Origin of the sequence: Kitasatospora sp. NPDC059817 (assembly GCF_042731835.1) — a bacterium.
In the GTDB taxonomy this organism is placed as follows: Bacteria; Actinomycetota; Actinomycetes; order Streptomycetales; family Streptomycetaceae; genus Kitasatospora.
This window is the reverse complement of the sequence record NZ_JBHWIR010000028.1, coordinates 1-11,945: the sequence shown is the minus strand read 5'-3', so window position 1 is coordinate 11,945 and position 11,945 is coordinate 1. Positions and strand designations below refer to the sequence as shown.

Genomic DNA, 11,945 nt, shown 5'->3' with positions numbered 1-11,945 from the left:
GCATTCCGGTTTTCTTGGGAGAGCGGGGGCTGGGGCCTCTGGGGGCGCGGCACCGGATCCGTCCTCGCCACCCCCGCCGCCGGAACGGCCGTGGGGGGGGGGGGGGGCGGGCGCTCGTCGAGATCGCCGACCGCCACTACGGCCAGGACGACGCCTCGGTGCTGCCCCGCGCGATCGCCACCCGCGCCGCCTTCGAGAACGCGATGGCCCTGGACATCGCCATGGGCGGCTCGACCAACACCATCCTGCACCTGCTCGCCGCCGCCCAGGAGGCCGAGCTGGACTTCGACCTGCGGGCCATCGACGCCGTCTCCCGCCGGGTGCCCTGCCTGTCCAAGGTCGCGCCCAACGGCTCGTACTACATGGAGGACGTGCACCGGGCCGGCGGCGTCCCCGCCATCCTCGGCGAGCTGTACCGCGGCGGAATGCTCAACGAGGACGTCCACACCGTCCACTCCGACTCGCTCGCCGAGTGGCTCAAGACCTGGGACGTGCGCGGCGGTTCGCCCTCCGCCGAGGCCGTCGAACTGTGGCACGCCGCCCCCGGCTGCGTCCGCTCCGCCGAGGCCTTCTCGCAGTCCGAGCGCTGGGAGTCGCTGGACACCGACGCCGCCAAGGGCTGCATCCGCAGCGTCGAGCACGCCTACTCGGTCGAGGGCGGCCTCGCCGTCCTGCACGGCAACCTCGCCGAGGACGGCTGCATCGTGAAGACCGCCGGCGTCGACGAGTCGATCTGGACCTTCAGCGGCCCGGCCGTGGTCGTCGAGTCCCAGGACGACGCCGTCGAGGCGATCCTCGCCAAGCGGGTCAAGGAGGGCGACGTCGTCGTCATCCGCTACGAGGGCCCCAAGGGCGGCCCGGGCATGCAGGAGATGCTCTACCCGACGTCCTTCCTCAAGGGCCGCGGCCTCGGCAAGGCCTGCGCGCTGGTCACCGACGGCCGCTTCTCCGGCGGCACCTCCGGCCTGTCCATCGGCCACGCCTCCCCGGAGGCCGCCTCCGGCGGCACCATCGCCCTGGTCGAGGACGGCGACACGATCGCCATCGACATCCCCGGCCGGAGCATCTCCCTGGAGGTGCCCGACGAGGTCCTGGCCGAGCGCCGCCGCGCCCTGGAGGCCGCGGGCGGCTACCGCCCGAAGAACCGCGACCGCCAGGTCAGCCAGGCCCTGCGCGCCTACGCCGCGATGGCCACCTCCGCCGACAAGGGCGCCGTCCGCGACGTCACCAAGCTCGGCTGAGCCCCGCAGCACCGCAGGAGCCGTCCCGCAGGCCGGGGCGGCTCCTCGCGCGTTGGGTGATAATCGACCCCGTGAGCGAGCAGCCCCCCACCCCCGCACCCAAGCCCGCCGGCGCCCCCGAGCCGGAGTCGATCCGCTGGTTCGGCACCAGCTGGGTGAACCGGGACAACGGCTACTGGCTGCGCCGCGTCGCCGTGTCGGCCGGTGCGCTGGTCACGACCGCCGTCGCCGTCCTGCTGCTGCGCTTCGGGGTCGAGGGCGTCGCCCTCTCCGACGGCGGCGGCTTCCTGAACGGGCTGCTGACGGCCGCGATCGCGGTCTGCTCGATGATGTGCGTCATGCGCACCTGGAAGGTCCTCACCGAGGGCAAGGACCAGCTGAGCGGCTGGATGGCCGAGGACAAGTCGCTCGGCGCGGTCTGGCTCATCGGCGGCGCCGGCAGCCTGGCCGCCTACTTCGCCCGCAGCCTGGTCGAGGCCCCCGGCGAGGCGGTCAGGCGCTCCTCGTACGAGCGGGCCGTCGCCCAGTACGAGAAGCGCCAGGCGGGCCGCAGCGGCCGGCCCGGCACCAAGGCGCCGGGCCGGGGCAAGCGCCGGGGCTGAGCCTCAGAGGCGGCTGGCCGCGCCGCACTCGTCGCGGGTCGACAGGTCCTTGCGGCGGTCGTACGGGTCGGTCGTGGGGCCGGTCGGACGGCTGCCCGGGGCGTCCGGCGACTGCGCCGCGAACTGGTCGAACTCCGGGTGGTAGTAGCCGTCGTAGACGTCGCAGGACGAGTTGGCGGACTCCGACCCGCCGCCCTCGCCGAACACGAGCTTCTTCGGGTTGACCCGGTAGCGGGCCGGGTCGTAGAAGCGGAAGTTCTCGACCCGGCGCACGATCGTGCGCGTGGTCCAGGTGTCCCCGGCCACGTCGGCCGTCGGCACCAGCAGACCCACCGGCTTGGCCGTGCCGTCCTTCGGCGCGGCCGGCTTCGTCGGCGGCTGCCCGCCCGTCGGCGGCTGGGGTGACGCGGCGCGCTTGGCGGCGTCCGGGCCGGGGCGCATCGCGTACACGTAGCTGAAGTCGGCGTGGACGAGGAGGCCCTTGTCCCCGTCGCCCTCGAAGGTGATCCGGCCCTGCACCTTGACCGTGTCGCCCACCTGGACGGCCTCGCGCTGGTCGAAGCGGCTGAACCAGGTGGTCGGGTCGGTGTCCTTGGCGGGGTTGGCCAGCGCGTTGATCGCGCGGTCCCGGTCCTCCCGGTCCAGCAGCGCCAGGGCGGCTTCCGGCCGGCCGCCCGCGATCACCTGCGGGTCCAGGTTGGCGGCGGTCAGGTAGTCCTTGACCAACTGCAGCTGGGCGCCGACCTGTTCGGCGGAGAACACGCCGGTGGCCCGGGCGTCGGGCAGGACGAAGGCCTCCGCGCCGTTCGGCCAGCCCTCGGCGACGGAACCGGCCCACGGGTGGTCCACGGTCGGCTGCTGCTCGTCGACCTTCGGCGGCGCGGCGGTCGGCTGGGCCGTCTCCGGGGCGACGGTGGGCACGGGGGTGTGGGCGTTCGAGGAGCCCCCGCCGTAGTGGTCGGAGTACCAGCTGCGCAGCCCGTCGAGGTTCAGGGCCGCGAGCAGCACCGCGATGGTCAGCACGACGTACAGCGGCGCGCGCCAGTCCAGCCGGCGGCGGCGCGGGCGCGGGTTGCCCCAGGGGTCGGTCACCGGGGGCTTCGGCGTGCGGCCGAACCGGCGGCCGGCCTTGGCCGGGCCGTCGTTGACCGAGCGGCGGCCGCCCGGGTCGACCGGCGGGGTGTGCTTCCATCGGGCGGCCAGCATCCGGGTGCGCCCGGACTGCTCGGTGACGGCGGCCCCCTTGACGAACTCCTCGTCCAGGACGAGGTCGGCGAACGGGTCCTTCCCGCCCGCTCCGGACGGGTCGGACCCGCCCGGCTCACGGCCCTCGGCGGGGCGCGGTTGTGGATCTTCGGCTATCGGCATCGCGCCAGTATGCCGACGGGGTGTGACGATTCGTCGATCGGGGGCACACCTTGTGGTGAACTCGTGCGCGGGTGCGGCGATCCGTCCCGGTCTGTGCCGTTCCGGCCGGGTCCGGGCGAGTCCGGGCCGCCCTGTGGGGGCGTCAGTCCTTGGTGCGGGCCTGCTTCACCGACCCCACGATCCCGGCGACGGCCAGCAGGATGCCGGCCGGCAGCAGCGCCAGGAAGAACGCGCCGAACAGGCCCGCGTCCCCGAGCAGCAGCTGCGCCAGCATGTCCAGCACCAGCAGCCCGCCGGCCGCCGGGAGGGCCGACTGCCACGGGTGGTCGTTCGCCCAGCGGCGCAGCCGCCGTTCGGAGGTGTCGCGGCGCAGCTGCCCGCCGACGGTGCCGACCAGGAAGAAGAAGAACAGGGCCCAGCCGGCCGGCCCGGCCAGCATGCCCAGTGACCAGTGCCCGGAGATCGCGTCGATCCCCAGGGCGGTCGCACCCACCACCGCACCGACCCCCGCGGCCGTCCGCCACGGTCCCACGGTCGCCGAGGCGACGGCGAGTTGCCGGTTCTCACGTCGGGACATTTCGTCGTGTGCCATGACTCCACGGTGCTCCCGCGCGGCGCCGGAGGCCATAGGGGAAACCCCCGAGATTCTCCCTAGGGACGAGGTCGGGCAATTCGTCGCCGACCACGGGCTGGACGGTCCCGGCGGGTGCCCCCGCGCGGTGCGAGGATGGCCGCAGTACCGAGGTAAGGAGCGGCCATGGGCGCCAGCGCAGCACACGGACAGAAAATCGCCTTCCTGGGCACGGGCAAGATCGGCGAGGCCCTGCTCTCCGGCCTGCTGCGGGCCGGCAAGGACCCGGCGGACGTCCTGGTGACCGCCCGCCGCCCCGAGCGCGCCGCCGAACTCGCCGCCCGCTACGGCGTGGTGGCCGCCTCCAACGCCGAGGCCGCCAAGCTCGCCGACACCCTGATCCTCGCCGTCAAGCCGCAGGACATGGGCACCCTGCTGGAGGAGCTGGCCCCGCACGTCGGCGCGGACCGGCTGGTGATCTCGGCCGCGGCCGGCATCCCCACCGCCTGGTTCGAGGAGCGGCTGGCGGCCGGCACCCCGGTGGTCCGGGTGATGCCCAACACGCCGGTCCTGGTGGACGAGGGGATGAGCGTCATCTCCGGCGGCTCGCACGCCACCGAGGAGCACCTGGAGCGGGCCGAGGAGATCTTCAGCTCGGTCGGCAAGGCGCTGCGGCTGCCCGAGGCCCAGCAGGACGCGGCCACCGCGCTCTCCGGCTCCGGCCCGGCCTACTTCTACTTCCTGGTCGAGGCGATGACCGACGCCGGCATCCTGCTCGGCCTGCCCCGGCAGGTGGCGCACGACCTGATCGTGCAGTCCGCGATCGGCGCCTCGGTGATGCTGCGCGACTCCGGCGAGCACCCGGTGAAGCTGCGCGAGGCCGTCACCTCCCCGGCCGGCACCACGATCGCGGCCATCCGCGAGCTGGAGAACCACGGGGTGCGGGCCGCGCTGCTGGGCGCCCTGGAGGCGGCCCGGGACCGCTCCCGGGAGCTCGCCTCCGGGGGCAAGTAGCCGACTGGGTAGGCTCGACGGCATGGCCTACGACCTGGTGATCTTCGACAACGACGGTGTCCTGGTGGACAGCGAGCCGCTCTCCAACCGGGTGCTGGCCGCGTACCTGACCGAACTCGGCTACCCGACCACGGTCGAGGACTCCTACCGGGACTTCATGGGCTGCGCCGCCCACCGCATCCACGACGTGATCGCCGAGCGGTACGACGGCGCGACGCTGCCGGAGGGCTTCGACGAGCTGTTCCACGGCCGGGTCTTCGACGCGTTCGGCACCGAGCTGACGGCCGTCCGGGGTGCGGAGCTGCTGCTGAAGGAACTGCGGCAGCGCTCCGTCCCCTACTGCCTGGCCTCCTCGGCGCACCACGTGTGGATCCGCACCGCGCTGGACGTCACCGGCCTGCGCGGGTACGTCGCCGAGGAGCGGATCTTCAGCGCCCAGGACGTCGGCGTGGGCAAGCCCGCGCCGGACCTCTTCCTGCACGCCGCCCGCACCCTCGGCGTCGACCCGGCCCGCTGCCTGGTCGTCGAGGACAGCCCCAACGGCGTGCTGGCGGCCCGGGCCGCGGGCATGGACGTGTACGGCTACACCGCGCTCACCGACCCGGCGAAGCTGACCGCCGCCGGGGCCACCGGGCTGATCGCCGACCTCTCCGAGGTCACCGCCCTGCTCTGACCCGCCCTGCTCTGACCCGCCCTGTTCCGACCCGTTCCGCCCGGCTCTACGCCCGGCCTTCCGTCCGGCGGCGGAAAGTCCCTGCGCGACCCCTCCCGCAATCGCGGTCCACCGCCTACGCTCTCGCCAACATCGTCGTACCGGCCAGTAGCGAGGTCCGTCATGAGTGCCGCGTCACCCGCGATCCCGCCCGGCCTGCGCGCCGGGCGGGCCGCGCTCGCCGTCAGCTTCCTGCTCCAGGGCACCACCTTCGCGCTGCTGGTCACCTGCATTCCGGAGATCCAGCACCGGTACGGGCTGAGCGACGCGCTGCTGCCGCTGTTCCTGGCCGCGGTGCCGATCCTTGCCGGGGTCGGCTCGATCACCTCCGAGCAGCTGGTGAAGCGCACCGGCGCGCGGGCCGTGCTGCGGGTCGTCCAGCCGCTGGTCTGCCTCAGCCTCGCGGGCGCCGGCCTCGGCGACACGCTCTGGCAACTCGCCTTCGCGCTCGGGGCGTTCGGCCTGCTGGTGGGCGCGCTCGACGCGAGCATGAACATGCTGGGGGTGGGCCTGCAGCACCGCTACGGCCGCTCGATCATGATCGGCTTCCACGCCGCGTTCAGCCTCGGCGGCATCCTCGGGGCGGCCCTCGCCGGCCTCGGCTCGCACTACGACCTCGGCCTGCCAGTGCTGTTCGGCACGGCCGCGGCGGTGATCGCCCCGCTGGCCCTGCTGACCGGCACCCGATTCGCCGGACCGGCCGAACTCGGGGACGCCGTACGGGAGGCCGCCGAGGCCGCCGCGCGGTCCATCCCCTGGCGGCCGCTGCTGCCGCTGTGCCTGGCGATGGCCTTCGCGTACATCGCCGACGCCTCGGTCTCCAACTACAGCGTCAAGTACCTCACCGACGGCCTGGGCAGCGCCGCGGACGTCGCCAAGCTGTCCTACCTCGGCTACATGGTCGCGATGCTGCTGGGCCGCGCGCTGGGCGACCGCGCCGTGCAGCGCTGGGGCGCCGTCCCGGTGGTCCGGGCCGGTGCCGGGCTGGCCGCGCTCGGCTTCGCGCTGGCCGCCGCCGCGCCCACCGCCTGGGTGGGGATCGCCGGTTTCACCGTGCTCGGCTTCGGCATCTGCGCGATCATCCCGCAGGTGTTCGCGGCCGGGGGTCGGCTGTTCCCGGCCGACTCGGACGCCGCGGTGGCCCGGCTGAACCTCTTCAACTACGTGGGCTTCCTGATCGGTTCGCCGCTGGTCGGGACGATCGCCGACGCGAGTTCGTACCGCTGGGCGCTGCTCGCCCCGATGCTGCTGGTGCTCGCCGTCCTGCCGCTGGCCGAGCGCTTCGCCCCGGCCCCGGCGCTCGCCCCCGCCAGGGTGTGACGGGGGCGAGCTGGGGCGGGAAGGGAGGTCAGCCGATCACGGTGGCCAGCTCGGGCAGGCCGTTGGCCCACAGCTGGTCCTTGATGCCACCACCCGACTGGTAGTACTCGTAGTAGACGTACGGTGCCCAGTTCAGGGTGTACGGCCCGGTCCAGGTCGGGGCCGAGGTGATCTGGACGGTGACCGCGACGGTGCGGGTCTCGCCCGGGGCGATCGGCGCCCGGAAGTGGAAGTTCGCGTTGTTCCCGCTGACGGCGCAGTCGGTGGAGTCACCGGAGCACCCGGTGACCGTGAACGCGCCGGTCTGCTGGTTGGCCGGCCAGATCGGCTGGATGTACTCGTAGGCGAAGTAGATGTCGGTGGTCTCGGTGTTGGTGAGCGAGAGCGTCAGGGTCAGCTGGTCGCCCGGCGCCGCCGTCTTCTTGTCGACGGCGAACGAGCTGCCGCTGACCGCGGCGGAGGCCGGCTGGGCGGCAAAGAGCAGGCCAAGTCCCAGTAATGCAGCGAGAATTACCCCAAGGCGTTGCGCGCTGAATGGCTTCATGGCGGAGAGGATATGAAGTCGTGAAGGTTTTGTCTGTAGGGCCTCCGCGGGGGCTCTGAGTCCCGCCCCCGGCGTGCCCTGGACAAGGCCCGGCCACCCCCACCCGCTACGGTGGAGGCCATGCCCGACGCCGAGCGTGACACCCCCTGCGGCCTGCACCTCTTCTGGGACGAGGCCGTCACCGCCTACGACTTCGGCCCCGGCCACCCGATGGACCCGACCCGGCTGGCGCTCACCATGCGCCTGGTCGAGGCCCTCGGACTGGACGCCGGGCCCGGGGTGACGGTGCGGGCCGCACCGCCCGCCGGCGAGTCCACCCTGCGGCTGGTGCACACCCGGGAGTACGTCGAGGCGGTCAAATACGCCGCCGCCCACCCCGACGAGTCGGATCCCCGGCACGGGCTCGGCACCGACGACAACTGGGCTTTCCCCGCGATCCATTCGGCCTCCGCGCTGATCGCCGGTCAGTCCGTGGCCGCCGCCGAGGCGGTCTGGCGCGGGGAGACCCCGCACGCGGTGAACTTCGCCGGCGGGCTGCACCACGCGATGCCCGCCAAGGCCTCGGGCTTCTGCGTCTACAACGACCCGGCGCTGGCCGTCGCCCGGCTGCTCGAACTCGGCGCCGAGCGGGTCGCCTACGTCGACGTGGACGTCCACCACGGGGACGGCGTCCAGCAGGCCTTCTGGAACGACCCCAGGGTGCTCACGATCTCGCTCCACGAGCACCCCGCCACGCTCTTCCCGCAGACCGGCTGGCCCACCGAGACCGGCGGCCCGGACGCCCCCGGCTCCGCCGTCAACCTGCCGCTGCCGGCCGGCACCGGCGACGCCGGCTGGCTGCGCGCCTTCCACGCCGTGGTGCCCGAACTGCTCACCGCCTTCCGCCCGCAGGTCCTGGTCACCCAGCACGGTGCCGACACCCACCTGGAGGACCCGCTCGCCCACCTCGCCGTCACGCTGGACGCCCAGCGGATGATCGCCGAGGAACTGCACGACCTCGCCCACCAGCTCACCGGCGGCCGCTGGATCGCCACCGGCGGGGGCGGCTACGCCGTCGTGGACGTCGTCCCGCGCACCTGGACCCACCTGGTCGCCACCGCCGCCGGACGGCCCGTCGACCCGGCCACCGAGACCCCCGAGTCCTGGCGCGCCGAGGTCTACCGCCGCACCCGCCGGCCCGCCCCGCTGCGGATGACCGACGGCGCCCGACCGGTCTGGCGCGACTTCGACGCGGGTTACGATCCGGCCGACCGACTCGATCAGGCCATCCTCGCCAGCCGCCGCGCGGTGTTCCCCCACCTCGGACTCCTGGCCTGAGACCGGCCTCCCGGCCCAGGTGCGGGTGGGCCGTGCGTATGCCCGCTCCCGCGTTCCGCCGAGTGACTACGTACTGCAACAGTCCTATCTCTCACCGTACGAGGACCGCACCTCCCCTCTTCCCACTGGTACCACCCATAACTACTCTGGGGATACACGTGTGCCGGTGGAGTCACCGGAGGGGAAGCCGGTGCCTTGCACACGGGTGAAGGGTCGGGTGATGGTCATGAGTTCCGGCGAACGCCCCTTGCAGGAAGTCGTCTTCCTGACCGTGGCGGAGGTTGCCTCGGTCATGCGGGTGTCGAAGATGACGGTGTACCGGTTGGTGCACAGCGGAGAGCTGCCGGCCATCAGGGTCGGGCGGTCCTTCCGGGTGCCCCAGCAGGCGGTGCACGAGTACCTCAAGGAGTCCTACGTGAGGCTTGAGAGCGCGTAGTTCCGGGTGGGCGGGGGTGGGGCCGCAGCTGCGGATCCCACCCCCGTTCGCCGGGGATTCCCCGCGAGTTTCCCGGTCACCGGGAGCACGATTACGGCCCAGGGCCCGTGGACGGTAGGCTAGGCCGTCCGTCAGTCGTATGGACTCCGTCTCTCACGGGCGCGAGTCTCAGTGAGCGAGGGTTGTTCCGTGGGCTCTGTCATCAAGAAGCGTCGCAAGCGTATGGCCAAGAAGAAGCACCGCAAGCTTCTGAAGAGGACCAGGGTCCAGCGTCGCAACAAGAAGTAACGCCTGAGCCTGCGCTTCGGCCCCGCCCAGGCGGGGGTTATTCGCGGACTCGCGTACAACGGCGCAGGAAGAAGTAGTGCGCCCCGCCTTGGCGGGGTTCAGGCGTTCCACCGCCCGCCCAGGCCTCGGCCTGGGCGGGCGGTGTCGTTTCACGGCCCGGCAGGGCGGCGCGGTACGGTGCACGCAGGCCGCTCGGGCCGAGGGAATGGGGTGCACACCGTGGGCGTGGTCGTGCTCGTCACCGGCGTGGCACGCCATCTCGGTGCCCGCTTCGCCGCCGAGGTCCGCCGCCGTCCGGGCGTGGACCTGGTGGTCGGCGTGGACGTGCAGCCGCCCCGGCTGCCGGTCGAGGAGCCGGACGGACCGGCCGCCGAGTACCGCTTCCACCAGCTCGACCTGCGCCGCCCGGCGGTCTCCCGGGTGATCGCCGAGCACCGGGTCGACACCGTGGTCCACCTCAGCGTCAGCGCCACCGGCCTGGGCTCCACCAACCGCTCCGCGGTGAAGGAGTCCAACGTCATCGGCACCATGCAGCTGCTCGGCGCCTGCCAGAAGGCGCCCGGGGTGCGCCGGTTGGTGGTGAAGTCGACCACCGGCGTCTACGGCTCCGCGCCCCGCGACCCGGCGGTGTTCACCGAGCGCATCCAGCCGAAGAACCCGCCCGGCGGCGGCTTCGCCAAGGACGCGGCGGAGGTCGAGGGCTACGTCCGCGGCTTCGCCCGGCGCCGCCCGGACGTCGCGGTGACGGTCCTGCGCTTCGCCAACATCGTCGGCCCCGCCGCGGACACCCCGCTCAGCGAGTACTTCGCGCTGCCCGTGCTGCCGACCGTCCTCGGCTACGACCCCCGGCTGCAGTTCGTGCACGAGGACGACGCCGTCGCGGTGCTCTGCCGGGCCGCCGCCGAGGCCGAACCTGGCACCGTCAACACCGGGACCTTCAACGTGGCCGGGGAGGGCGTCCTGCTGCTCTCCCAGTGCGCCCGCCGGCTCGGCCGGCCGACCGTGCCGCTGCTGCTGCCCGCGGTCAGCTGGATGGCCGGGCTGGCCCGGCAGACCCGGCTGCTGGACGTCTCGCCGGAGCAGCTGCGGCTGCTCACCCACGGCCGGGTGGTGGACACCACGCGACTGCGCGAGACGCTCGGCTACCGCCCGGCGTTCACCACCCCGGAGGCCTTCGCCGACTTCGCCGCCGCGCAGGGGTCCGGCCTGCTGCCGCCCGAGCGGCTGGCCGCCGTCACCGACCGGCTGGCCGCCCTGCTCGGCCCGGTGCGGGCCCCGGCCGCCGGCGTCCCCACCGTCCGTACCGACCGCCCCCGCCGACCCAGGAGCTGAACCCGCGATGAGTGCCGCAGCCGAGAACGCGCCGGGCGAGGCCAGGGTCATCCCGATCGAGTCCGCCCCCAGCTGGACCTCGCCCGACGACCCCGGGCCCGCCGACCGGCCAGCCGACCGGCTCGCCGACGCCGTCGGCGGGGCGCTGTCCGGGCAGCTCGGTTCGGCGGCCACCCGGTTGTTCGGCAAGGGCTGGGAGGGCCGGGCCGCGGACGGGCTGGCCTTCCTGCGCCGCCGGATCACCGGCGACTACGAGGTGGACGAGTTCGGCTTCGACCGGGAGCTCACCGAGGAGGTGCTGCTCGCCCTGCTGCGCCCGTTGTCCGAGAAGTACTTCCGGATCGAGGTCCAGGGCGTCGAGAACATCCCGGCCGAGGGCGGCGCGCTGATCGTCGCCAACCACTCCGGGACGATCCCGCTGGACGCCCTGATGACCCAGGTCGCCATCCACGACCACCACCCGCACCACCGGCACCTGCGGATGCTCGCCGCCGACCTGGTGTTCGTGCTGCCGGGCGTCAACGAGCTGGCCCGCAAGGCCGGCCACACGCTGGCCTGCAACGAGGACGCCCAGGCGCTGCTGGAGCGCGGCGAGGTGGTCGGGGTCTGGCCGGAGGGCTTCAAGGGCATCGGCAAGCCGTTCGCCGAGCGGTACAAGCTCCAGCGCTTCGGGCGCGGCGGCTTCGTCTCCTCGGCGTTGCGCGCGAAGGTGCCGATCGTGCCGTGCTCGATCGTCGGCGCCGAGGAGACCTACCCGATGATCGGCAACGTGAAGACACTGGCCCGGCTGCTGGGCCTGCCGTACGTGCCGATCACGCCGACCTTCCCGTGGCTGGGGCCGCTGGGCGTGCTGCCGCTGCCGACCAAGTGGACCATCCGGTTCGGGGAGCCGATCGCCACCGACGGGTACCCGGCGGAGGCGGCGGACGACCCGATGCTGGTCTTCGACCTGGCCGACGAGGTGCGCGAGACGATCCAGCACACGCTCTACAAGCTGCTGGTGCAGCGCCGGTCGGTGTTCTTCTAAGTTTCCCGCGACCTCTGGGGGGTCTCCCGTGGCCCCCGGGGCACGGGAGACCCGCGAGGGACGGCCGAGGGCCCCCGGGGGGGGGGGGGAGACACGGGGGGCCGGGCGCCCCCGGGGGGGGGGGGGGGCCCCGGGGCCCGCCCCGCGCCCCCCGCCCCCGCGCCCGCCCCCCG

General features: G+C 73.5%; 12 protein-coding genes and 1 pseudogene. 10 read left to right on the top strand and 3 right to left on the bottom strand.

The annotated features are described in order from the left end of the window. Window positions 1-104: 104 nt before the first annotated feature. Window positions 105-1,241, top strand: a pseudogene (locus ACFV61_RS08955) (dihydroxy-acid dehydratase); the annotation flags it as partial. A gap of 71 nt (window positions 1,242-1,312) precedes the next feature. Continuing rightward, window positions 1,313-1,843, top strand: a complete 531-nt coding sequence (locus ACFV61_RS08950) for a hypothetical protein (protein WP_380490803.1) — start codon at window positions 1,313-1,315, stop codon at window positions 1,841-1,843. A gap of 3 nt (window positions 1,844-1,846) precedes the next feature. Here the strand turns inward: ACFV61_RS08950 and ACFV61_RS08945 are convergent, their stop codons facing one another. Next, window positions 1,847-3,211 carry a hypothetical protein gene (locus ACFV61_RS08945; protein ID WP_380375909.1) on the bottom strand — a complete coding sequence of 455 codons (1,365 nt, stop codon included), beginning with the start codon at window positions 3,209-3,211 and terminating at the stop codon, window positions 1,847-1,849. 142 nt (window positions 3,212-3,353) lie between these two features. Beyond that, window positions 3,354-3,803 carry a hypothetical protein gene (locus ACFV61_RS08940; protein ID WP_159398487.1) on the bottom strand — a complete coding sequence of 150 codons (450 nt, stop codon included), beginning with the start codon at window positions 3,801-3,803 and terminating at the stop codon, window positions 3,354-3,356. Between the two features lie 165 nt (window positions 3,804-3,968). Between ACFV61_RS08940 and proC the strand changes: the two genes are divergently transcribed. The 3 genes from proC (at window position 3,969) to ACFV61_RS08925 (ending at window position 6,828) form a co-directional block, all read left to right on the top strand. Continuing rightward, complete coding sequence (proC, locus tag ACFV61_RS08935) at window positions 3,969-4,796, top strand: pyrroline-5-carboxylate reductase (protein ID WP_063348845.1); 828 nt, start codon at window positions 3,969-3,971, stop codon at window positions 4,794-4,796. A gap of 22 nt (window positions 4,797-4,818) precedes the next feature. After that, window positions 4,819-5,469 carry an HAD family hydrolase gene (locus ACFV61_RS08930; RefSeq protein WP_380426395.1) on the top strand — a complete coding sequence of 217 codons (651 nt, stop codon included), beginning with the start codon at window positions 4,819-4,821 and terminating at the stop codon, window positions 5,467-5,469. A 162-nt stretch (window positions 5,470-5,631) separates the two neighbouring features. After that, window positions 5,632-6,828 (top strand): MFS transporter, encoded by a 1,197-nt coding sequence (locus ACFV61_RS08925; protein ID WP_380490801.1) that lies wholly within the window; start codon window positions 5,632-5,634, stop codon window positions 6,826-6,828. Between the two features lie 28 nt (window positions 6,829-6,856). On the opposite strand, the gene ACFV61_RS08920 is transcribed toward ACFV61_RS08925, so the two are convergent. After that, window positions 6,857-7,372, bottom strand: a complete 516-nt coding sequence (locus ACFV61_RS08920; protein WP_380375915.1) for a hypothetical protein — start codon at window positions 7,370-7,372, stop codon at window positions 6,857-6,859. 120 nt (window positions 7,373-7,492) lie between these two features. Here ACFV61_RS08920 and ACFV61_RS08915 point away from each other — a divergent pair, with 120 nt between their 5' ends. From ACFV61_RS08915 to ACFV61_RS08895, 5 genes are all read left to right on the top strand, one after another. Next, window positions 7,493-8,689 (top strand): acetoin utilization protein AcuC, encoded by a 1,197-nt coding sequence (locus ACFV61_RS08915; protein ID WP_380486272.1) that lies wholly within the window; start codon window positions 7,493-7,495, stop codon window positions 8,687-8,689. A 226-nt stretch (window positions 8,690-8,915) separates the two neighbouring features. Beyond that, window positions 8,916-9,125, top strand: a complete 210-nt coding sequence (locus tag ACFV61_RS08910; protein WP_063351305.1) for a helix-turn-helix domain-containing protein — start codon at window positions 8,916-8,918, stop codon at window positions 9,123-9,125. Between the two features lie 189 nt (window positions 9,126-9,314). Continuing rightward, complete coding sequence (locus ACFV61_RS08905) at window positions 9,315-9,413, top strand: 30S ribosomal protein bS22 (protein WP_003948845.1); 99 nt, start codon at window positions 9,315-9,317, stop codon at window positions 9,411-9,413. 219 nt (window positions 9,414-9,632) lie between these two features. Further along, on the top strand, window positions 9,633-10,745 hold the full coding sequence (locus tag ACFV61_RS08900; RefSeq protein ID WP_063351306.1) for an NAD-dependent epimerase/dehydratase family protein: 1,113 nt from the start codon (window positions 9,633-9,635) through the stop codon (window positions 10,743-10,745). Between the two features lie 7 nt (window positions 10,746-10,752). Then, window positions 10,753-11,772 carry a lysophospholipid acyltransferase family protein gene (locus ACFV61_RS08895; RefSeq protein WP_063348850.1) on the top strand — a complete coding sequence of 340 codons (1,020 nt, stop codon included), beginning with the start codon at window positions 10,753-10,755 and terminating at the stop codon, window positions 11,770-11,772. Window positions 11,773-11,945 lie beyond the last annotated feature (173 nt).